Origin of the sequence: Bradyrhizobium centrosematis, assembly GCF_045571495.1 — a bacterium.
GTDB lineage: Bacteria > Pseudomonadota > Alphaproteobacteria > Rhizobiales > Xanthobacteraceae > Bradyrhizobium > Bradyrhizobium centrosematis.
Genome location: NZ_CP120703.1, coordinates 4,543,220 through 4,565,586, shown reverse-complemented (window position 1 = coordinate 4,565,586; position 22,367 = coordinate 4,543,220). Strand labels below are relative to the sequence as shown.

At 64.5% G+C, this 22,367-nt stretch carries 20 protein-coding genes; 16 read left to right on the top strand and 4 right to left on the bottom strand.

Annotated elements, in window-relative coordinates; all coding sequences use genetic code 11:
- Nucleotides 1-39 precede the first annotated feature (39 nt).
- From P6U31_RS22030 to P6U31_RS21970, 13 genes are all read left to right on the top strand, one after another.
- Complete coding sequence (locus P6U31_RS22030) at nucleotides 40-1,359, top strand: ABC transporter substrate-binding protein (RefSeq protein WP_407183816.1); 1,320 nt, start codon at nucleotides 40-42, stop codon at nucleotides 1,357-1,359.
- 100 nt (nucleotides 1,360-1,459) lie between these two features.
- A complete protein-coding gene (locus tag P6U31_RS22025) occupies nucleotides 1,460-2,377 on the top strand; it encodes a carbohydrate ABC transporter permease (RefSeq protein ID WP_407189911.1) in 918 nt (305 codons plus the stop codon).
- On the top strand, nucleotides 2,370-3,305 hold the full coding sequence (locus P6U31_RS22020; protein ID WP_407183815.1) for a carbohydrate ABC transporter permease: 936 nt from the start codon (nucleotides 2,370-2,372) through the stop codon (nucleotides 3,303-3,305). The genes P6U31_RS22025 and P6U31_RS22020 overlap by 8 nt, the downstream gene beginning before the upstream one ends.
- Before the next feature lie 67 nt (nucleotides 3,306-3,372).
- Complete coding sequence (gene denD / locus P6U31_RS22015) at nucleotides 3,373-4,359, top strand: D-erythronate dehydrogenase (RefSeq protein WP_407183813.1); 987 nt, start codon at nucleotides 3,373-3,375, stop codon at nucleotides 4,357-4,359.
- A 24-nt stretch (nucleotides 4,360-4,383) separates the two neighbouring features.
- Nucleotides 4,384-5,352, top strand: a complete 969-nt coding sequence (locus P6U31_RS22010) for a sugar kinase (protein WP_407183811.1) — start codon at nucleotides 4,384-4,386, stop codon at nucleotides 5,350-5,352.
- A 24-nt stretch (nucleotides 5,353-5,376) separates the two neighbouring features.
- Nucleotides 5,377-6,027: a bifunctional 4-hydroxy-2-oxoglutarate aldolase/2-dehydro-3-deoxy-phosphogluconate aldolase gene (gene eda / locus P6U31_RS22005; protein ID WP_407183809.1), complete on the top strand. Its 651-nt coding sequence runs from the start codon at nucleotides 5,377-5,379 to the stop codon at nucleotides 6,025-6,027.
- A 60-nt stretch (nucleotides 6,028-6,087) separates the two neighbouring features.
- Nucleotides 6,088-7,257, top strand: a complete 1,170-nt coding sequence (locus P6U31_RS22000) for an acetyl-CoA acetyltransferase (RefSeq protein ID WP_407183807.1) — start codon at nucleotides 6,088-6,090, stop codon at nucleotides 7,255-7,257.
- A gap of 116 nt (nucleotides 7,258-7,373) precedes the next feature.
- A complete protein-coding gene (locus tag P6U31_RS21995) occupies nucleotides 7,374-7,580 on the top strand; it encodes a hypothetical protein (RefSeq protein ID WP_035674530.1) in 207 nt (68 codons plus the stop codon).
- A gap of 126 nt (nucleotides 7,581-7,706) precedes the next feature.
- A complete protein-coding gene (locus P6U31_RS21990; protein WP_407183805.1) occupies nucleotides 7,707-8,906 on the top strand; it encodes a CaiB/BaiF CoA transferase family protein in 1,200 nt (399 codons plus the stop codon).
- 121 nt (nucleotides 8,907-9,027) lie between these two features.
- Nucleotides 9,028-10,164 carry a thiolase family protein gene (locus P6U31_RS21985; protein WP_407183803.1) on the top strand — a complete coding sequence of 379 codons (1,137 nt, stop codon included), beginning with the start codon at nucleotides 9,028-9,030 and terminating at the stop codon, nucleotides 10,162-10,164.
- Nucleotides 10,161-10,520: a Zn-ribbon domain-containing OB-fold protein gene (locus P6U31_RS21980; protein WP_407183801.1), complete on the top strand. Its 360-nt coding sequence runs from the start codon at nucleotides 10,161-10,163 to the stop codon at nucleotides 10,518-10,520. Before P6U31_RS21985 ends, P6U31_RS21980 begins: the two co-directional genes overlap by 4 nt.
- Nucleotides 10,521-11,125: 605 nt before the next feature.
- Entirely contained in the window at nucleotides 11,126-11,653 is a 528-nt protein-coding gene (locus P6U31_RS21975) for a carboxymuconolactone decarboxylase family protein (RefSeq protein WP_407183799.1), read from the top strand.
- A 26-nt stretch (nucleotides 11,654-11,679) separates the two neighbouring features.
- Entirely contained in the window at nucleotides 11,680-11,982 is a 303-nt protein-coding gene (locus P6U31_RS21970) for a nucleoside triphosphate pyrophosphohydrolase family protein (protein WP_407183797.1), read from the top strand.
- 138 nt (nucleotides 11,983-12,120) lie between these two features.
- Here P6U31_RS21970 and glsA read toward each other — a convergent pair whose 3' ends face one another.
- The 4 genes from glsA to P6U31_RS21950 form a co-directional block, all read right to left on the bottom strand.
- Nucleotides 12,121-13,968 carry a glutaminase A gene (glsA, locus tag P6U31_RS21965; RefSeq protein WP_407183796.1) on the bottom strand — a complete coding sequence of 616 codons (1,848 nt, stop codon included), beginning with the start codon at nucleotides 13,966-13,968 and terminating at the stop codon, nucleotides 12,121-12,123.
- A gap of 21 nt (nucleotides 13,969-13,989) precedes the next feature.
- Nucleotides 13,990-16,062, bottom strand: coding sequence for a TRAP transporter permease (locus tag P6U31_RS21960; RefSeq protein WP_407183794.1), 2,073 nt, complete (start codon nucleotides 16,060-16,062; stop codon nucleotides 13,990-13,992).
- 240 nt (nucleotides 16,063-16,302) lie between these two features.
- The gene (locus tag P6U31_RS21955) at nucleotides 16,303-17,466 is read right to left on the bottom strand and encodes a TAXI family TRAP transporter solute-binding subunit (protein WP_407183793.1); all 1,164 of its coding nucleotides are present in this window, start codon (nucleotides 17,464-17,466) and stop codon (nucleotides 16,303-16,305) included.
- A gap of 167 nt (nucleotides 17,467-17,633) precedes the next feature.
- On the bottom strand, nucleotides 17,634-17,855 hold the full coding sequence (locus P6U31_RS21950; protein WP_063684430.1) for a biotin/lipoyl-containing protein: 222 nt from the start codon (nucleotides 17,853-17,855) through the stop codon (nucleotides 17,634-17,636).
- Nucleotides 17,856-17,949: 94 nt separating this feature from the next.
- Here P6U31_RS21950 and P6U31_RS21945 point away from each other — a divergent pair, with 94 nt between their 5' ends.
- From P6U31_RS21945 to P6U31_RS21935, 3 genes are all read left to right on the top strand, one after another.
- The gene (locus P6U31_RS21945; RefSeq protein ID WP_407183791.1) at nucleotides 17,950-18,924 is read left to right on the top strand and encodes an IclR family transcriptional regulator; all 975 of its coding nucleotides are present in this window, start codon (nucleotides 17,950-17,952) and stop codon (nucleotides 18,922-18,924) included.
- Nucleotides 18,854-20,413, top strand: a complete 1,560-nt coding sequence (locus P6U31_RS21940) for an acyl-CoA carboxylase subunit beta (protein ID WP_407183789.1) — start codon at nucleotides 18,854-18,856, stop codon at nucleotides 20,411-20,413. Before P6U31_RS21945 ends, P6U31_RS21940 begins: the two co-directional genes overlap by 71 nt.
- Nucleotides 20,414-20,522: 109 nt before the next feature.
- Nucleotides 20,523-22,220 (top strand): GMC family oxidoreductase, encoded by a 1,698-nt coding sequence (locus P6U31_RS21935; protein ID WP_407183788.1) that lies wholly within the window; start codon nucleotides 20,523-20,525, stop codon nucleotides 22,218-22,220.
- Nucleotides 22,221-22,367 lie beyond the last annotated feature (147 nt).

Genomic DNA, 22,367 nt, shown 5'->3' with positions numbered 1-22,367 from the left:
CCAAGTCTAGACAATAAAAAGCATCACAGGGAGGACGACATGAAAGACTTTACCCGCCGGACTCTGCTTCAAGGCGGAACGGCACTGGCTGCAACCGGCATGCTCACCGGGCCGGCACTGTTCGACTTCGCCAAGGCCTGGGCGCAGAGCGCGCCCTGGAAGGCGGAGCCGGGTGCCAAGCTGACCGTGATGCGGTGGAAGCGCTTCGTGCCGGCGGAAGACGATGCGTTCAATGCGATGGTCGCGGCGTTCAAGGCAGCTACCGGCACCGAGATGAACGTATTCAGCGAGTCGTTCGAGGACGTGCAGCCGAAGGCCTCGGTTGCAGCCAATACCGGCTCCGGCCTCGATCTCGCCTGGGGCTTGCACACGCTGCCGCAGCTGTTCCCCACCAAAGTGCTGAAGATGAACGACGTCGCCGATTATCTCGGCAAGAAGTACGGCGGCTGGACCGATGCGGCCGCCAAGACCTGCAAGCTCGGCAACGACTGGCTCGGCATTCCCGTCGCCACCAACGGCGGCTACATGACCTACCGCAAGTCGGCGCTCGACAAGGCCGGCTTCAAGGAATTCCCGAAGGACTTCCCCGGATTCCTTGAGATGTGCAAGGCCCTGAAGGCGAACAACACGCCGGCCGGCTTCGCACTCGGTCACGCCTCGGGCGACGGCAATTCCTGGCTGCACTGGGTCCTGTGGGGCCATGGCGCCTACACGGTCGACCAGAACGACAAGATCATCATCAACTCGCCGGAGACGGCGAAGGCGCTGGACTATTGCAAGGCGCTGTATGAAAGCTTCATTCCGGGCACGGCGTCCTGGAACGATTCCTCCAACAACAAGGCGTTCCTCGCCGGCGAGCTCTATTGCACCGCGAACGGCATCTCGATCTACGTCGCCGCCAAGACCGATGCGAGCAAAAAGGAGCTCGCCGAGGACACCTATCACGCGCTCTGGCCGGTCGGACCGGTCGGCAAGCCGACCGAGCTGCAGCTTGCGCTGCCGATCCTCGCCTTCAACTTCACCAAATATCCGAACGCGGCGAAGGCCTTCGTCGCCTTCATGCTGGAGAAGGAGAATTACGAGAAGTGGCTGGACGGCGCGCAGGGCTATCTGACGCAGACCTTGAACGCCTATGAGTCGGCGCCGATCTGGACGGCCGATCCCAAGAACGCCGTGTTCTCGCAGGCCTCCAAGCGCACGCTGCCGGCCTCGGGTATCGGTACGGTCGGCGAGAAGGCGGCGACTGCGATCGCCGACTTCATCGTCGTCGACATGTTCGCCAACTACTGCACCGGCGCCAAGGATGCGAAGGGCGCCATGGCGGAAGCCGAGCGCCAACTGAAGCGAATCTATCGCTGACGGTCACGGGGCGGGGGGCCATCCGGCCGCCCGCCCATCAACATTTCGATCAGGGATATCGGGCATGGCTGATGTCGCAATTCCCCGGGCCAAGCCTCAGATGAGCGAGGACAGCGCCTGGACCCAGCTCAAACACAACCGCAACTGGCTCGGCTTCTGGTTCATGGTGCCGGCCATGGCCTTCCTGATCTTCTTCCTGGCCTATCCGCTGGGGCTCGGCATCTGGCTGTCCTTCACCGACACCCGCATCGGCAGGGTCGGGCATTTCGTCGCCACCGAGAACTATGAGTGGCTGTGGGACGATTCCATCTTCTGGCTGTCGGTGTTCAACACGCTGCTCTACACCTTCGTCGCCAGCGCTCTCAAATTCGCGATCGGGCTCTATCTCGCGCTGCTGCTGAACGAGAACATGCCATTCAAGGCGATGTTGCGCGCGATGGTCCTGATCCCCTTCATCGTGCCGACGGTGCTATCGGCACTGGCATTCTGGTGGATCTTCGACTCGCAATTCTCCATCATCTCCTGGTCGCTGAGGCATCTCGGTCTGATCAGCCAGAACATCAACTTCCTCGGCGACACGACCTGGGCCCGCATCTGCGTGATCTTCGCCAATATCTGGCGCGGCGTGCCGTTCGTGGCGATCACGCTGCTGGCAGGCCTGCAGACGGTATCGCCGTCGCTCTATGAAGCCGCAACGCTCGACGGTGCCACGCGCTGGCAGAATTTCCGCTACATCACCTATCCACTGCTGACGCCGATCATCGCGGTCGTGATGACCTTCTCGGTGCTGTTCACCTTCACCGACTTCCAGCTGATCTGGGCGATGACGCGCGGCGGCCCCGTCAACGCCACCCATCTGATGGCGACGCTGTCGTACCAGCGGGCGATCATCGCCGGGCAGCTCGGCGAGGGCGCGGCGATCTCCAGCGCCATGATCCCGTTCCTGCTTGCGGCGATCATGGTCTCCTGGTTTGGTCTGCAGCGCCGCAAGTGGCAACAGGGAGAAAACAATGACTGATCTCCCCACCTCGCGGATCGATCTCAAGGCCGTGCTGCATAGCTCGGCTCCGACAGTCGCGAAGGACGATCACAGCGAGGGCATGAGCTATCTGCAGTCGGTGCCGCGCCGGATCGTGACGCTGTACCTGCCGCTCACGATCATCGTCGTGGTCCTGCTGTTTCCGTTCTACTGGATGGCGCTGACCTCGGTGAAGCCGGACGAGCAGTTGCTCGATCTCGACAAGTACAACCCGTTCTGGACCTGGAATCCGACCTTCAAGCATTTCCACAAGCTGCTGTTCGAGAGCTACTATCCGCACTGGCTCTGGAATACGATGTACGTGGCGATCTGCGCCACGGTGCTGTCGATCATCGCATCGGTGCTCGCCGCCTACGCCATCGTGCGCCTGCGCTACAAGGGCGCCAACCTCGTCGGCGGGCTGATCTTCCTCGCCTATCTGGTGCCGCCGTCGATCCTGTTCATTCCGCTCGCCACCGTCGTCTTTCAGTACGGCCTGTTCGACTCGCCGCTGGCTCTGATCCTGACCTATCCGACCATCCTGATCCCGTTCTCGACCTGGCTGTTGATGGGCTATTTCAAGACCATCCCGTTCGAGCTGGAGGAATGCGCGCTGATCGACGGCGCGAGCCGCTGGCAGATCCTGATCAAGATTGTGCTGCCGCTCGCGATTCCCGGCCTGATCTCGGCCTTCATCTTCTGCTTCACGCTGTGCTGGAACGAGTTCATCTACGCGTTGACCTTCCTGCAGTCGACCAGCAACAAGACGGTGCCGGTCGCGATCGTCAACGAATTCGTGGATGGTGACATCTACCGGTGGGGGTCGCTGATGGCGGGAGCCCTGGCCGGCTCGCTGCCGCTCGTCATCCTTTACGCCTTCTTCGTGGAGCATTATGTGTCGGCGATGACCGGCGCCGTGAAGGAGTGATCGCGGGGCTTGCCGAGGGCGCGTCAGGAGCGGCGCGCTTCGGCCAATGAAATAAGGAGTTGAGCTCTTGCACATTCTGGTTCTCGGCGCCGCCGGCATGGTCGGCCGCAAACTCTGTGAACGGCTGCTGCGCGACGGCCGGCTCGGCAAGAGCGATATCACCAAGCTGACCATGCATGACGTGGTCGAGCCGAAGAAGCCGGAGAAGGCCGGTTTCGCGGTCGAGACGGTGTCCGGCGATTTCGCGGTCGCCGGCGCGGCCGAGAAGCTGATCGCCGGCCGCCCCGACGTGATCTTCCATCTGGCTGCGATCGTCTCGGGCGAAGCCGAGCTCGATTTCGACAAGGGCTATCGCATCAATCTCGACGGCACGCGGATGCTGCTCGACGCGATCAGGCTCGTCGGCAGCGGCTACAAGCCGCGCGTGGTGTTCACGTCCTCGATCGCGGTGTTCGGCGCGCCGTTCCCCGATGCGATCGGCGACGAGTTCTTCCATACCCCGCTGCTCAGCTACGGCACCCAGAAGGCCATCGGCGAGCTGCTGCTCGCCGACTATTCCCGCCGCGGCTTCCTCGATGGCATCGGCATCCGTCTGCCGACCATCTGCATCCGGCCCGGCCTGCCCAACAAGGCGGCATCGGGCTTCTTCTCCAACATTCTGCGCGAGCCGCTCGCCGGCAAGGAGGCGATCCTGCCGGTGTCCGAGGACGTCCGCCACTGGCATGCCACGCCGCGCTCCGCGGTCGGCTTCCTGCTTCATGCCGGCACCATGGACCTGGCCGCGGTCGGTCCGCGCCGCAACCTGACCATGCCGGGCCTGTCGGCGACCGTCGGCGAGCAGATCGCCGCGTTGAAGCGGGTTGCCGGCGAAAAGGTCGCCGCGCGCATCAAGCGGGAGCCCGATCCCTTCATCATCGGCATCGTCGGCGGCTGGCCGCGCAATTTCGACGCCAAGCGGTCGCGCGAGCTCGGCTTCACCACTGCCGAGAAGACCTTCGACGACATCATCCGCATCCACATCGAAGACGAGCTCGGCGGCAATTTCGTCGCCTGACCCCTGACTGAGCGGGCCCTGGTGATGGCGAGCGTTGCTTGCGTCGGCGAATGCATGGTCGAGCTTCGGCAGGCGCAAGGCGGCGCGTCTGCCGGGCAGGGCGGCGGGCTGTACTCGCGCGGCTTCGGCGGCGACACCCTCAACACCGCCATCTATCTGGCGCGGCTCGAGGTCAAGGTCGACTATCTCACCGCGCTCGGCGACGACGCCCTGAGCGACGAGATGATCGCCGCCTGGAACGCGGAGAACGTCGGCACGCGGCGCGTCGTGCGGCTCGCGGGCAAGCTGCCCGGCCTCTACATGATCCAGCTAGATGCCAGGGGCGAGCGCCAGTTCTTCCACTGGCGCGACAGCGCGGCGGCGCGCCAGCTGATGAACTTGCCGGAGACCGACGAGCTGCTCAATTCGTTGACGAGCTACGACATCGTCTATCTCTCCGCCATCACGCTCTCGATCTACGATGCGCCCGGGCGCGATCGCCTGTTCGCGGCGATCAAGCGCGCGCGCCTGCTCGGCACCCGCTTCGTCTTCGACACCAATTTTCGCGCCCGGGGATGGCCGGACCGCGACGTCGCACGCGAGGTGTTTGCCGCGGCGTTCGCGGCCGCAGACATCGTGCTGACCTCGACCGAGGATCTGCTCGCGCTCTATCCCGGCGACAGCAACGAGCAACTGATGTCGCGGATCCCGACGCCGGAGCTGGTGTTCCGCCTCGCCGAGCCCGTCAGCCTGCTGCGCTTTCCCGGGGCGACCCACGAGGTCCGCGCCGAGCCCATGACCAGGCCTGTGGTGGACACCACGGCGGCCGGCGACAGCTTTGCCGCGGCCTACATGGCCGCCCGGCTCGCCGGTTCCGATCCGGCCGAAGCCGCCCAGGCCGGGCATCGCCTCGCCAGCGTCGTGATCTGCTATCCCGGCGCCATCATTCCGGGCTATGCCATGCCGCCGAAGAAGCGGCACCGGCCGGCCGCTTCTCGCCGGGCCACCAAGTAAACGCGATCAAGTGAATCGAGCCCCATGACCACGACCGCCCAACAGAATCACCTCGCCGCGCTGTTCAAGGCCGCGACCGTCATCCCCGTCCTCACGATCGAGCGGATCCAGGACGCCGTGCCGCTGGCGCGCGCGCTGGTCGCCGGGGGCGTCCGCACGCTGGAGGTGACGCTGCGCACCCCCGTCGCGATCGAGGCGGCGAGGGCGATGATGGCCGAGGTGCCCGAGGCGGTGGTCGGCATCGGCACGATCCTCAATCCGGCCGATTTCACCCGGGTCGAGAAGCTCGGCGTCGCGTTCGGCATCAGCCCGGGCCTGACCCCCGATCTGCTCAAGGCCGCGGCCCACAGCTCATTGCCATTCGCGCCGGGCATCGGCACGGCCTCCGAGCTGATGCAGGCGCTGGCCCACGGCTTCGACGTCGCAAAATTCTTCCCGGCCGAGCAGGCCGGCGGCATCAAGGGCCTGCGCGCCCTCGGTGGCCCATTCCCGAACGTGCGGTTCTGCCCGACCGGCGGCATCAGCGAGGGCAATGCGGCGAGCTGGCTCGCCGAACCCAACGTGGTCGCGGTCGGCGGGTCCTGGCTGTGCCCGACGGCGGAGATCCGGGCCGGGAACTGGGCCGGCATAACTGCCATCTGCCAGCGCACCCTCAAGGCCCTGAAAGCCGCGTGAAGTCTTGCCATCCCTGGGCTAAGACTTAGCTCAGGTGAGAAATTCCAGGGAGAGAAGACCATGACCGCCAGCATCGTCGGATGGGCGCATACGCCGTTCGGCAAGTTCGATACCGAGACCGTCGAGAGCCTCGTCACCCGCGTTGCCAATGAGGCGCTGGCGGATGCCGGCATTTCGGCCTCCGACGTCGACGAGATCGTGCTCGGCCATTTCAATGCCGGCTTCTCGCCGCAGGATTTTACCGCCTCGCTGGTGCTCCAGGCCGACCCCAAGCTGCGCTTCAAGCCGGCGACCAGGGTCGAGAACGCCTGCGCCACCGGCTCCGCTGCCGTCCACCAGGGCCTGCGCGCGATTGCCGCAGGCGCCGCCAAGATCGTCCTGGTCGTCGGCGTCGAGCAGATGACCCGCACACCCAGCGCGGAGATCGGCAAGAACCTGCTCAAGGCGTCCTACCTGCCCGAGGACGGCGACACCGTCGGCGGCTTCGCCGGGGTATTCGGCAAGATTGCCAGCTCCTACTTCCAGAAATACGGCGACCAGTCCGATGCGCTGGCGCTGATCGCGGCCAAGAACCACAAGAACGGCGTTGCCAATCCCTTCGCCCAGATGCGCAAGGATTTCGGCTTCGACTTCTGCCGCGCCGAGAGCGAGAAGAACCCTTACGTCGCCGGTCCCCTGAAGCGCACCGACTGCTCGCTGGTCTCCGACGGCGCTGCTGCCCTTGTCTTGGCTGATGCCGAGACAGCCAAGGCCATGAGCAAGTCGATCGGCTTCCGGGCCACCGCGCATGCCCAGGACTTCCTGCCGATGAGCAAGCGCGACATCCTCCAGTTCGAGGGCTGCACGGTCGCTTGGCAGCGCGCGCTGGAGAAGGCGGGCGTGACGCTTAACGATCTCTCCTTCGTCGAGACCCACGACTGCTTCACGGTCGCCGAGCTGATCGAATACGAAGCGATGGGCCTGACGCCGAAGGGGCAGGGCGCCCGCGCCATCAAGGAAGGCTGGACGCTCAAGGACGGCAAGCTGCCGGTCAATCCGTCTGGCGGCCTCAAGGCCAAGGGCCATCCGATCGGCGCCACCGGCGTCTCCATGCATGTGATGACGGCGATGCAGCTCGCAGGCCAGGCCCCCGAGGGCATGCAGCTCAAGAATGCCAAGCTCGGCGGCATCTTCAACATGGGCGGTGCTGCGGTCGCAAACTACGTCTCGGTGCTCGAGCCGCTGAAGTAGGTCGGTGCTTGGGCGGGCACGGGCGCGTTATGCCGTGCCCACTTCTTTGCGTTAAATCATGGTGGGCCGCTCTCGGGTCCCCTTAATGCTCCTGATTGGTTTGCAGGGAATGCATCATGAGCACTGACTACGAAGACTCGCTATCGATGGACGCACTCAACGATCGGATTGCGATCCTCGAGGACAATATCCGCCAGCTCATCGAGCAGGCGGCGGCTGCGTCGGGCGAGCAGAACGAGTCGCGTATCGCCGATCGGATCAGCCAGCAGAACGAAGAGCTCGACCGGCTGCTCAAGATTCGCGAATCCCGCCAGAAGAAATAGCGCCGATTTCACCGCGCGGCGCATGCGGCCATACGCCGGCCGTCCTTGCGCGCACGCCAGCACTGCCTTTAGCTGACCGAAATCGCGGGGCCGAGCCTTGAGCCCTCGCGCAATCGGGAGCGAACGATGGGGCCGTTGAAGGGCATCAAGGTCGTCGACATGACCACCGTGCTGATGGGGCCCTATGCGACCCAGATGCTCGGGGACTACGGCGCCGACGTCATCAAGGTGGAATCGCTCGACGGCGACGTCACCCGCCTGATCGGCCCGATGCGTCACGCCGGCATGGGTCCGGTGTTCCTCAACACCAACCGCAGCAAGCGCTCGATCTGTCTCGATCTGAAGAAGCCCGCCGGACGCGAGGCCGTGCTGCGGCTTCTGAAGGATGCCGACGTCCTCGTCTACAACGTCCGTCCGCAGGCCATGGCGCGGCTCCAGCTCGGCTACGACGTGGTCTCCGCCATCAACCCGCGCCTGGTCTATGCCGGCGTGTTCGGCTTCGGCCAGGACGGGCCCTATGCGGCAAAGCCCGCCTATGACGACCTGATCCAGGGCGCGACGGCCCTGCCGGCCTTAATGGCGCAGACCGGCGACGGCGTGCCGCGCTACGTGCTAAATGCGCTGGTCGATCGCATCGTCGGTCTCACCGCCGTGGGAGCGATCTGCGCCAGCCTCGTGCACCGCGACCGCACCGGCCGCGGCCAGCGCGTCGATATCCCGATGTTCGAGACCATGGCCGGTTTCGTCATGGGCGATCACATGGGCGGGCTGACCTATGAGCCGCCGCTCGACAAGGGCGGCTATGCCCGCCACCTCTCGCGCGATCGCCGTCCTTACAAGACCTCGGACGGTTATCTCAGCGTCATCGTCTACAACGACAAGCAGTGGCAGAATTTCTTCAAGGCGACAGGCCGCGACGACCTGCGCGCCGATCCCCAATTCGCAACCTTCGCCGGCCGCGCCGCCAATATCGACGTCGTCTATGCCGAGCTCGCGCGCATCTTCGAGACGCGCACCACCGCCGAATGGATCGACCTGCTGACGAAAGCAGACGTGCCGGTGATGCCGATGCACGACCTCGCCTCGATCCTGCACGATGAGCATCTGGAAGCGACCGGCTTTTTCCCGGTCGTGACCCATCCGAGCGAAGGTCCGATCCGCAGCATGAAGGTGACGGCGACCTGGTCCGAGACCGAAGCCGAGCCGGTGCGTCTGGCGCCGCGGCTCAACGAGCACGGCGCGGAGATTCTTCGCGAGATCGGATACTCGGCCGATGAAATCGACGCCATGGTCCGTGACGGCGTCACGCGCGCAGCGCTGGCGTAGGGAGAAGCATGGCGCAAACTCTTCCATCTGTCATTCCGGGGCGGTCCGCAGGACCGAACCCGGAATCTCGAGGTTCCGGGTTCGATGCTGACGCATCGCCCCGGAACGACAGGAGCGCACCATGAGCTTCATCACCGGCGTTGGCCTCACGTCGTTCGGCAAGCATGAAGGCTCATCCTCGCTCGATCTGATGAGCAAGGCGGCGCAAGCCGCCCTCGACGATTCCGGCCTCAGGCGGAGCGAGATCGACGGCATTCTTTGCGGCTATTCCACCGTCTCGCCCCACATCATGCTGGCGACCGTCTTCGCCGAGCATTTCGGCATCCGCCCGTCCTATGCCCACGCCGTGCAGGTCGGCGGCGCCACGGGGCTCGCGATGACGATGCTCGCGCATCACCTCGTCACCTCGGGCGTTGCGCGCAACGTGCTCGTCGTTGCCGGCGAGAACCGCCTCACCGGGCAGAGCCGCGATGCCTCGATCCAGGCGCTGGCGCAGGTCGGCCATCCCGATTACGAGGTGCCGCTGGGGCCGACCATTCCCGCCTATTACGGTCTCGTCGCCACGCGCTACATGCACGAATACGGCGTGACCGAGCAAGACCTCGCCGAATTCGCGGTGCTGATGCGCGCGCACGCCTGCTCCCATCCCGGCGCGCAATTTCACGATCCCATCACGGTTGCCGACGTCATGGCCTCGAAGCCGGTGGCGGTGCCGCTCAAGCTGCTCGACTGTTGCCCGGTGTCCGACGGCGGCGCGGCCTTCGTGATCAGCCGCGAGCGAACCGGGGAGGCGGGCGTGCGCATTCGCGGCTGCGCCCAGGCGCACACCCATCAGCACGTCACGGCCGCGCCGGCATTGAGCGAACTCGGCGCCGAGATATCGATCGCGCGTGCCAAGCAGGCGACGGGCCTTGCGATCTCCGACGTGCGCTATGCCGCGATCTACGACAGTTTTACGATCACGCTCGCGATGCTGCTGGAAGATCTCGGCCTTGCCGGCCGCGGCGAAGCCGCCGCACGGGTCCGCGCCGGCCATTTCGACCGAGACGGCGCGATGCCGCTGAACACCCATGGCGGTCTGCTCAGCTACGGCCATTGCGGCGTCGGCGGCGCCATGGCGCATCTGGTCGAGGCGCATTTACAGATGACGGGGCGTGCGGCTAACCGCCAGGTGCGCGATGCCTCTATCGCGCTGCTGCATGGCGACGGCGGCGTGCTGTCGTCCCACGTCAGCATGTTCCTGGAGCAAGTGCGATGAGCGAGCGTCTGGCAGACTGGACCAAGGGCGAAGAGGCCATCACCTACCAGACGTGCGGCTCATGTGGGCATGTGCAGTATTTTCATCGCGCCTTCTGCGCGGCTTGCGGCGAATCGAATCCGCGCGAGCTGCGCGCCAGCGGCAAGGGCAGGGTCTATGCGACCTCGCTGGTCTGCCGCGCCGCCGCGCCCGAGACGCGGGCTCACGTGCCCTACAACATCCTGCTGGTCGATTGCGTCGAAGGTTTCCGCATGATGGCGCATGGCGAGAATGATCTTGCCATCGGCGATTCGGTGACCGCGAGGTTCAAGCCGTTCGCCGGCAAGCTCGTGCCGTTCTTTGCCAAGGCCAAATAGCGAGACGCGAATGTCGCCCGGATCGAGCGAAGCGAAATCCTGGCTTCTTCTGACGCGGCTCTGTCCCGGATTGCGTTTCGCGTCATCCGGCCAATGGCCGCCGAGGGAGGGCTTCGTCATTCGGGGGCGGTCATACGACCGAGCCTGGAACGGGATTCTGGGCCTGGCCTGTGCGAGGGCCACCCCGGAATGACGAAAACGTTGAAACCCGAACTCGAACTAGCGCCCGTAGAACAAGATGCTGGCGATGACGAGCATCGCCGTCACCGCCAGCATATGCGCGAGCGCTCCCGAGGCCGCCCCCTTGATGGCTTCCTTCATGCCTTTTTCTCCCTAGACTTGGGCGTGACTCATCGTTGTGCGGCTAGCGCACCCGACGGCCAATTGTTCTACTCGGAACACCCCACTTCTCGAGTATTCACCGCAATGTGTCCCCACACGGCGAATATCGACTGTCTCAGGGTCGATCAGCAATGCGGCGGCAATTTGACTCGATAATGTTGCTCCTGCGTCCGGCCGCGAATAGAGTCTTTGGGAACTTTCGCCGGTGGCGACAAGAAGCATCAAAAGCCAAGAGAAACGTCAGGGAAAACTTCAGGAAAATCATGGCCCGTATTCAGTACAGCGACCCGTCCAAGGCATCCGACCGCACCCGCGAAATTCTCGACAAGAACCGTAACGCCAACATCTTCCGCATGATGGCGCACTCGCCGAGCTATTTTGAGCAGTACTGCCGCCTGGGGGGCGCGATCCGCCACAAGGGCGAGCTCGATCCGATCGTACGGGAGCTCGCGATCACGCGCACCGGCATCTTGTGCGAGGCGCCGTACGAGATCGTCGCGCACAAGCGGATCGGAAAGAATGTCGGCGTCACCGACGAACAGAACGAGTCGCTCGAGAACTGGCAGGCTGCAACCTGCTTCAATGAAGTGCAGCGCGCCGCACTCGCCTTCACCGACGAAATCGTCAAGTTGAAGAAGCCGACGGATGCGACCTTCAAGGCGATCGCGTCGAAGCTGACCCCAGCTGCATTGGTCGAGCTGCAGCTCTCGGTCGGCTTCTACATCATGACCGCGAAATTCCTGGAGACCTTCGAGATCGATCTTCAGCCTGTCACCGAGGTGGTGGGCTGAATTCGACGCAAGCGCGGGGGATGCCGATGACGATCGATGAATATGCGGCCTGGGCCGCAACCATTGCCAAAGTCGATGCGCATCCGACCAACGAGCGGCTGTCCTATCTCGGTCTCGGCCTTGCCGGTGAGGCGGGCGAAGTCGCCGAGCACATCAAGAAGCTCTTGCGCGACGATTGGCTCGACAAGGCGGGTCTCGTCGAAGAGCTCGGCGATGTCGTCTACTACTGGGCCTGCCTGTGCGCCGCCACCGGCCAGCAGCCATCCGCGCTGCTCGACGCCAGTGCCGCCAAGATCAAGCGACGCATCAGCGAAGCCGCGAGCCGTTAATGTAAGCTTGAGCTGGAATTCCGGCGTCATGGCCGGGCTTGTCCCGGCCATCCACGTCTTGCCAAGCGGTACAAAGAACGTGGATGCCCGGGACAAGCCCGGGCATGAGGACTTCCTGTGGAGCAACGTCGGCGTTCATTATGTCGACGTCAAAATATCCACCTTGGCGTTGGCGACGATCAGGCGATCGGCCAAGAGCTGGGCCAGGTTGCGCATGATGCCCTCGCTGGCGTGCGGATGCTGTCGGCGGAAGCGTTCGAAATCTCTCAGCGGGACCTCGAACGCCGTCGCGGCCATGTCGGCGAAGACGTCGGCCGAGCGTGTCGGCTCCAGCAGGGCCATCTCGCCGAACGCCATGCCGGCGGTCAGCGTTGCCAGCCGGATGCCGTCGCTGAGCGTGACGTGCACAGCGCCGCTGCGCAGGAAGAACAGGGAATCGGCGGGATCACCCGTGGCGAGGATCTTCGCGCCGGACTGATAGGTGCGGATGGTGCAGATCGAGGCGAGATCCGTCAACTCGTCCTCATTGAGGCCCTCGAGCAACGGCTGCTCGGCAAGCTCGGTGGTCTCGTGGAAGTCGATCGAGCCGCCGTAGCGGTAGACGATCTGGTCTTCGGCCCATTCGATCGCGGTGTCGAGCAAATAAAAGTCGCGGACATTCTTCAGCTCGGCCGTCCATTCCCGGAGCGAATCCCACTCCCTGGATGCGCGTCTCACGCCAGACAGCACCACCGTGACATTGAGCGCGGCGAGCTCCTCGAACGCTTCGGCCACGAGCCGCGCCCCGGCGCGCGTGGTCGAGGTGACGCGGTGGAGGTCGAAGATCACGAATTGCGGACGGGGCCGCGCGGCGAGCCGCCGGGAGACGTAGTCGACGGCGGAGAGCGACAGCGTGCCGACCAGCTCGATGATCCGTACCTCCTGCTCATGCGCCGCCAAAATCTCCCGCTCCTGCGGCCGGCGCACGCGACGTGACGGGCTCTTGCCGATGTCGTAGTCGGCAATGACGGCGTTGCGGGCATCGCCGCTGCGGTTGAGCATGTGCAGATCGTAATGCGAGGACAGCGCCTCGCAGACCTTGATGCCGCGCACGCTGTTGCCGTGCTTGTCGAGCTTGGGCGAATAGCTGCCGAGCCCGAGGCGGGCAGGGAGCGCGGCCAGGATGCCGCCCCCGACGCCGCTCTTGGCGGGGATGCCGATGCGGTAGATCCATTCACCGGCATAGTCGTACATGCCCGACGAGGTCATCACCGAGAGGGTGCGCGAGATCGCGTACGCGCTCAGCACCTGCTCGCCCGTGACCGGGTTGATGCCGCGATTGGCGAGCGTTGCCGCCATCACCGCGATGTCGCGCGCCGTCACCAGAACCGCGCATTGCCTGAAATAGACGTCGAGCACGCCGTCGACGTTGTCCGAGATCACCGCGTTGGTCTTCAGGAGATAGCCGATGGCGCGATTGCGGTCGCCGGTCTGGCTTTCGGAGGCGTAGACGGCCTCGTCCACATCGAGCTCGCGGCCGGCAAAACGACCGAGTGCGCGGCGGATCTGCTCGAAGGCATCGGGGCCCTTGCTGTCGTAAATCAGCCCGGTGCAAGCGATCGCGCCGGCGTTGACCATCGGATTGAACGGATGGTTCTCGGAATTCAGCCGGATCGAGTTGAAGGGATCACCCGAGGGCTCGACGCCGATCGCGCTCTCGACCCTGCCGGCGCCGAGCAGGTCCAGCGCCAGCGCGAACACGAACGGCTTCGACATCGACTGGATGGTGAAGGGCACCCTGGAGTCGCCGACTTCATAGACATGGCCGTCCAGGGTTGCGAGGCTGATGCCGAAAGAGGCAGGGTCGGCCTTGCTCAGCTCGGGAATGTAATCGGCAACGCTGCCCGAGGTTTCGGCAGAGAATTCGTTGAGGCAATTGTCTAGAAACCGCAGCAAGGGCGGTTTCGAACGGGTCCAGGCGGACGCAAGAGGCGAGAGCGGTTTCATCGCCTCATTTGTGCAACGCAATCAGGGCACGCGCAACCCGTTCGGCATGGGCGACTGCCGCCTCACCAGCAAGAGGGCGATCAGCAGCGTGGGCAGCAGGATTGCGAGCCCGAGCAGCGTGACCTGCATCTGTGACAGCGGCATGATCCCGCCGCCGGGCGTCGCCACCACGAAGCCGCCGATCACCAGCAGCACGCGGATCGGCCATTCCAGGCTGCCTGTGCCGCGGAGATCGCCGACGAACGGCTGGTAGCCCTGAATGCCGCCGCAGATGAACAGCGTGCCGAACGCAGCGAGGCCCATCAGGCCGAGACCGGCCAGATACGGGCTCGGCCCTTGCAGCACCAGCGCCGGATTGAGCACGAAGAAGAACGGCAGAAAATAGATGATGCTGCCGACCCACATCGATTCCCAACCGGTCTTCATCGCCGGCGAGCCGGCAATGCCTGCGGCGGCGAACGAAGCGATCGCGACCGGCGGGGTGATCGACGACAGCATGCCCCAGTAAAAGATGAACATGTGCACGGCCATGCGGTTGAGGCCGAGCTTTTCCAGCGCGGGCGCGACCAGGATGGCGAGGAAGATGTAGCAGGCTGTCGTCGTCAGCCCGAGGCCGAGGATCAGGCTGGTAAGGGCGCACATGCCGAGCAGCAGGAACGGATTGTCGCCGGCAATATGCAGCAAATCGTTGGCAAGGCTGGAGACCACGCCGGTCATCGAGAACGCGCCGATCAAGAGGCCGCAACCGGCAAGGATGCCGACGAGCTCGACGAAGGTCCGGCCATTGACCTCGAGAAACCTGCCGATCGTCGCTAGCGTCCAGCGCGTGTCCTTGGAGAACAACTGGTTGAGCACCAGCAGCAGCGCGGTGGCATAGAACGGCGCGTGGCTCTCGCGCTTGAAGTAGAGCAGCATCACGATCAGAAGCGCGATCACGAAGATGTAGTACCAACCATCCTTGATCGTATCCATGATCCGCGGCAGCTCGGCGCGCGGAATCCCCTTCAGCTTGTGGCGCGCGGCATAGGCGTCGACCTGCATGAAGAGGCCGACGTAGTAGAGCACGGCCGGAATGATCGCGGCGACGGCGACGTCGGCATAGCTGACATTGAGGAACTGCGCGATCACGAAGGCGGTCGCGCCCATCACGGGCGGCGCCAGCACCGCCCCGGTCGAGGCGCAGGCCTCGATCGCGCCGGCATAGGAGGCGCGGAAGCCGCTCTTCTTCATCACAGGGATCGTCATGGTGCCGGCGGTCAGCACGTTGGAGATGATCGAGCCCGACATCATGCCGAGCAGGCCGCTGGCGAAGATGCAGACCTTGGCCGCGCCGCCGCGGAAGGTGCCGCACAGCGCGAAGGCGAGGTTGATGAAGAATTTTCCGGCGCCGGTCATCATCAGCGCCGTGCCGAACACGAGAAAGCCGATCACGGTGTCGGCGAAGGCCTGGATCGGAATGCCGAGCAGGCTTTCGCCGGAGAGCACGTGATAGGCGGTCGCCTGTTCCAGCGTCGATTGCGTGCCGCGAAACGGTCCAAGCCAGCCGGCCTCCGCGAACAGCGGATAGACAGTGAAGGGGAGCACGCTGAAGAGCAGGCTCCAGCCGCCGGTTCGGCGCAATGCCTCCATCAGCATCACCCACATCACGAGGCCCGCGGCGATCACGCTGTTGGGCGCGCCACCGAATTCCCAGCCGGCTTCCGCCGCCTTGCGCACGTTCGACATCAGCAACAATGCCGCTGCGAACGTCACCACGAAGAAGACAAGGTCATACCAGGGAATGCGGTCGAGCGACGCGCGCTCCGTGCCTGGAAAGATCAGGAACGTGAACGGCAGCATCAAGGCGATCAGGAGATAAAAATACTCCGTATTGAGCTGAGTGTAGCCGACGAAGAAGCGCAGCGAGAATTGCTGGTTGATGCAGAGCAAGATCGTCGCCGCGGTCGCGACGATCAGCGTCCAGCGCCAGGCGCCGCGAAGCGCGCGCACGCGTGTCACCTCCGCCTCCTGCATATTGCCGGCCGCGCCATGCGGGTCGTCGAACACGACCCGTTTCGCCTCGTCTTGCGGGGCAGTGGAGGTGGAAGAAGACATCAGATGCACCCCGCGTGCGTGGGCTGGCTAACTAACTAGGCAATGGTCGTTGACTGAATCGGTCGGGCCGAGGACGTTCAAACCTCTCCCGCGTGCGGGAGAGGTCGGCGCGAAGCGCCGGGTGAGGGCTTTCTCCTCTGAGGGAATCCCACCGCGGAGCCACCCTCTCCCCAACCCTCTCCCGCAAGCGGGAGAGGGGGCGCAGCTCCCTCGTTGCGACGATAAATGCCCTCACCAAGATTATTCCTCGAACCCATTCGGCATGTCGGCTTTCGCAAGCGCCGCAGCGCGCGCTTTCATCCAGCCGTCGAGGAAGGCCTTATCGTCCGACGGTGGATTGGACTTGCCGTAATCGGCCCACGCCGTGGCAAGCACCTCTTGTCGTTTGAACAGCTTGGTGTTGTGCGCCTCCTGCGCATCGCTCCACTGCCCGGCTTCCTTGAGCGCCTTCACGGCGCCGGGATGCACGGGCACCACCCAGTTCTTGGTCTGGCGGTCGGCGGCAAGGCCCCCCGCGCCCGGGGCGGAGTCCTTATAGGCGTCGTAATTGACGATCATCGCCTTGGTGATCGCGTAGACCTGATCGGCCGGCTGCGAGGCGTAGGCGACGAAGATCGGGTAGGGGTAGTTGCCGAGCTCGACCGGCTTCTCCGGTGAGATGCCGGCGCCGCAGGTGGCGACCTGCGGGAAGAAGAATGAGCCGACCTTCTGCATCCTTGCCCAGCCTTCCTTGTCCTTGGCGGGCAGCGGCGGCCAGATGAGGCCGCGCGGCGAGGTCTCGGCCTCCTTGGCGGGACCGGTGATGGTGGTACCGAAGGCGGCATCGACGTCGTTGTTGATCAGGCCCTTCCACATCGCACCGTAGCTGGCGAACTCGACCGCCTTGACGTCCTTCTGCGTCAGCCCGGCGAAGGCGAGCACCGCGAGCGAGTTCTGGTTCAGCGCCGGCGAGCCGACCACGAAGCCGACGCGCTTGCCTTTCAGGTCTTTCAGCTCCTTCACGCCGGTGTCGGCGGCAACGCCAAGCGAGCCGCAATTGCAGTCGACGGTCGAGAGCAGGATCTGGAGCGGCTGCGGACCCCATTCCTTGGAGCCGAACTCGAACACGCCTTCCTGCGCGAAATAGGTGCCGGATCCCATCGCCGCAGAAGCTGCGCGCTTGGCGCGCAGCGGCGCGAGACGTGCGACGTCGTTGCCGGCGGGGAGCACGCGCACGTCGGTGCTGTACTTGTCCTTCATCATCTTGCCGACGCCGACCGCGATGTTGAAGCCCGCGGTGCCGGTGTCGTAGGCGGTGAACGTCAACGTCGCCGGCAGCTTGATGTCTTCGGCGTACGCGTAGCGTGTAGACGCAAAAGAAATACTCGCCACGGCAGGCGCGAGCATGAGCAGCCCACGAAGCATGTTTCCCTCCAATGATCCTCGCTTCGTCGCGAAGATTTTCGTTCTTTGTTTGAAACAACGTTTTGTTTGAAACCGATCATGTCATCGCGATCAGGCGATGGCAACGCCGTACCGCGCATGCAAGAATGCGCCTGACAGATTGTCGCGGAGACGGACGGATGATGCGGTCAGTTCGCAACGATTGCGATCGCCTGCCCCTCGGCAACGACGTCGTCGAGCTTGACGAGAAGTGAGGTGATCGTGCCGTTCGCCGGCGAAGGGACCGGTATCTCCATCTTCATCGCTTCGACCACCACAACGTCATCGCCATCCGCGACGGTTCCTCCAACTTGCACGGGAGTTGCGCAGATGCGCCCCGCGACCTCCGTGACGATCTTAATTTCTGGCATGCCATCGCCTTTTTGTTGTCGCCGCAAAATGCCTGAGGTAGCGTCGTCTGCAAGTGGAATTTAATTCCGCACAGCGGAACAAACGGTAGGGAACATGGGACGACGATCGGAGCGGTTGAGTAGGCAAGGCGTGCTCGCTGGTGATGCCGGTGAGGGAGATGTCATCCAGGTGGTCTCGCGCGCGTTCGACGTGTTGCGATGCTTCGATGGCCACGAGGCCAGGCTCGGTAATCTCGAGATCTCAAATCGCTGCGGCCTGCCGCGCTCGACGGTGTCGCGGCTCACGCACACCCTGACGCGAATGGGTCAGTTGGTCTATCTGCCGCGTGATCAAAAGTATCGCATCGGCCCGAGCGCGGTGGCGATGAGCGCCACGATGATGAAGGGCGCGCAGCTGCGCAGCATGATCCGGCAGCGGCTGCAGGAAGTCGCCGAGCAATTGCCCGGAACGGTCGGCTTCGTCGTTCCGGATCGCTTCCATCTCGTCTATCTCCTGTTCGCACGCTCGGCGACGGCACTCGGCCTGCACGAGGGCACCGGCAGCCGCATCTCGATGGCCTCGACCGCCGCGGGCGCGGCCTACACCGCAGCGCTGGCGCCCGAGATCGGCGATGCCTTCATCGCGGACATGGAGCGGGAAGCTCCCGAGGCTGCGAAGATCCTGAAGCCGCGCATCGAAGCTAACAGGCAGATGTTGCGCGAGCGCGGCTATGTCGTGGCCTGCGGCCTGTGGAGCCCGCACATCAACGGGCTCGCGGTGCCGATCTGGTCGCCGCAATATCAGACCTTCGTGGTCATCACGATCGGCCTTCTGTCCGCGATGTACGACGAGGAGCGGCTGCATGCCGAAGTCGCCCCGCTGATGCTCGAACTCGGCCGCTCGCTCGGCAGCCTCGTCGAGGGCGCGGAAGGCGACGTCTTCAACAATCGCATCCCGCGTAAACCGGTTGCGATGGCCGTCCATAACAATAACAAGCCGATCAATTCGGAGGGAGTGAATGAACTGGAAGCCGGAACTCGACGAGCTCGCCCGGCGCGAAGCCTTCGCGCGGGAGATGGGCGGCGTTGACAAGGTCAAGCGACAGCATGACCAGGGCCGACTGACTGTTCGGGAGCGTATCGACAAGCTGATCGACAAAGGCAGCTTTCACGAGATCGGTGCCGTTGCCGGCATCGGTGAGTACGATTCCAGCGGCGATCTGAAGAAGCTGACGCCGGCCAACTGCGTGTTCGGCCGCGCGTGCGTCGACGGTCGCACCGTCGTGGTCGTCGGTGACGATTTCACGGTGCGCGGCGGCTCGGCGGATGCGTCGATCTCGGCAAAGCCGCTGATGGCGGAGGAGATGGCGCACGACTTCCGTCTGCCCATCGTCCGCATTATCGAAGGTTCCGGCGGCGGCGGCTCGGTCAAGACCATCGAGACCAAGGGCGCGGCCAACCTGCCGGGCGGCATCGGCGGCACGCGCTGGTATCGCTTCACGACGGAGAACCTGTCGCGCGTGCCCGTGGTCGCACTCGGCCTCGGCTCGGTGGCGGGCCTGGGTGCCGCGCGCCTTGCCGCCAGCCACTATTCCATCATGACCAGGAAGTCCGCGATGTTCGTCGCGGGGCCGCCGGTGGTGAAGGCACTGGGACAGGATCTCTCGAAGGAGGAGCTCGGGGGCGCCGACATCCAGACCCGCGCCGGCGCGATCGACCATGCCGTCGACACCGAGGAAGAGGCGTTCGCCTGCGCGCGGCGTTTCCTGTCCTATCTGCCGTCGTCGGTCTACGAGCTGCCGCCGACCTTGCCCTGCACCGACAATCCGGAGCGCGGCGACGAGGCGCTGATGAACGCGGTGCCGCGCAACCGCAAGCAGGTCTACAAGGTGCGCCCCATCATCGAGTCCGTCGTCGACAAGGGCTCGTTCTTCGAGGTCGGGAAGAATTACGGCAAGCCTGTTATCGTCGGCCTGGCACGGCTCGAGGGCAGGGCGGTGATGGTGCTCGCCAGCGACAGCTTCCACTATGGCGGCTCCTGGACGGCCGATGCCTGCCAGAAGGTGGTGCGCTGGGTCGACTTCGCCGAGACCTTCCACCTGCCGATCGTCTACCTGATGGACTGCCCCGGCTTCATGATCGGTCTCGATGCCGAGAAGGCGGCCACCATCCGCCACGGCGTGCGCGCCATGGCCGCGGTGAATCAGACAACGGTGCCGTGGTGCACCGTGATCCTGCGCAACGCCTTCGGTGTTGCCGGCGTCGTGCACCAGCCGGCCGACCGCTTCTCGATCCGCTACGCCTGGCCGTCGGCCTATTGGGGCTCGCTGCCGCTCGAAGGCGGCATTGAGGCGGCCTATCGCGCCGACATCGACGCGGCCGAGGACAAGGCGGCCAAGCTGGAGGAGATCCAGGAACGCCTCAACAAGCTGCGCTCGCCGTTCCGATCGGCCGAGAAGTTCTGGGTCGAGGAGATCATCGATCCCCGCAAGACGCGCTCTCTGCTGTGCGAGTTCGCTCGTCTCGCCGAGCCGTTGCGCAAGGTGGGTCCGCCGGAGAACATGACGATCAGGCCCTGAGGTTCGGCCGTCACTGCGGCTGCGCGGCATCTTGCCGGGCAGCCGCGGTGTGACCTCCAAACAAGAACGCGCTACTTTCGCGGGACAAGAACAAGAGGAAGCGCCAATCGTGTACGACTTCATCATCGTGGGCGGCGGCTCGGCGGGGTCCGTGCTGGCCCACCGACTCTCGGCCAAGAGTGCCAACAAGGTCCTGCTGTGCGAGGCCGGACAGGACACACCACCCGGCAACGAGCCCGCTGAAATTCGCGACAGCTATCCGGGCACCGCCTATTTCGATCCGCGCTTCCACTGGACCGAGCTCAAGGTCACGACACAGGTCGTCAGCCACAACAATCCGAACGAATCGCGTCCGCCTTTGCGCAAATACGAGCAGGCGCGCGTGCTCGGCGGCGGCTCGTCGATCAACGGCCAGATGGCCAATCGCGGCGCGCCGACCGACTACGACGAATGGGACGCGCGCGGCGCAGAGGGGTGGACCTGGAACGACGTGCTGCCGTTCTTCAAGAAGGTCGAGCGCGATCTCGACTTCGACGGTCCCTATCACGGCAAAGACGGCAAGATCCCCGTCCGTCGCATTCCGCGCGAGCACTGGACCAAGCACTCGCAGGCGTTCGCCGAGGCCTTCCAGCAGGCCGGCTATCAATTCCTGCCGGACCAGAACGGCGAGTTCGTCGACGGCTTCTTTCCGGTGACCCATTCCAACCAGGCCGAGCAGCGCGTCTCGGCCGCGATGGGCTATCTCGACCGCGACACCCGCAACCGGGCCAACCTCGCCATCTCCACCAACACGCAGGTGCGCGAGCTGCTGTTTGAAGGCACGCAATGCGTCGGCGTCAAGGCTGTCACCGACGGACGCGAGCAGGAGTTCCGTGGGCGCGAGATCATCCTCTCGAGCGGTGCGATCCATTCGCCGGCGCATCTGTTGCGCGCCGGCATCGGCCCGGTCGGTCACCTCAAGGATATGGGCATTCCTGTTCTGATGGGATTGCCGGGCGTCGGGCAGCGCCTGATGGATCATCCCTCGATCTCGCTGTCATCCTTTGTCCGCCGCGGCGCGCGCATGAACGAGCACACCAGGCGCCACATGCAGTTGGGCCTGCGCTACTCGTCGGGGCTGCCCGGCGTGCCGAAGGGCGACATGTTCGTCGTCCTGCTCTCGAAGTCGGCCTGGCATGCGGTCGGCGAGCAGATCGGCTCGCTGCTGACCTTCGTCAACAAGACCTATTCGGAGACCGGACAGGTCAAGCTTGCCTCGCGCGATCCGTCGGCGGAGCCGATCGTCGAGTTCAATCTGTTGTCCGACCGGCGCGACCTCGATCGTCTGATGAGCGGCTTCCGCAAGATGGCGGCCATTCAGATGAGCGACATCGTGAGGAAGGTGACTGACAAGCCGTTCCCCGCCGCCTACACCGACAAGGTTCGCAAGATCGGCGTGGTCAACACCAGGAACAGGATTTTGACCAGGATCGCCGCGACGCTGATGGACGGCCCGGCGGCGCTGCGTCATTACATGATCGACAATTTCGTCGTCGAAGGCTTCACCTTCGATCAGGTCATGAACGACGACGAGGCGCTGGAAGCTTTCGTGCGCAAGGCGACGATCGGCGTCTGGCACGCCTCGTGCTCATGCCGCATGGGCCGCGCCGACGATCCCATGGCGGTGGTCGACAATCAGGGGCGCGTCAAGGGCGTGCAGGGCCTGCGCGTCGTCGATGCCTCGATCTTCCCCGTGGTGCCCTGCGCCAACACCAACTTTCCCGTGTTGATGTCGGCGGAGAAGATCGCGGCTGCGATCGTGCAGTAGAAGCGGCATCCTTCGCGCTGGCGACCTGCGTATGATGTCAATTCGGGCGGCCGCGCGACGCGCATTCCCGCGCGCTCGCTGCGCGGCTATGCCGTGGTCAACCCGCGCGGCTGAGAAACGGTTGAGGGTGCCCGGCTCCGTCGCGGC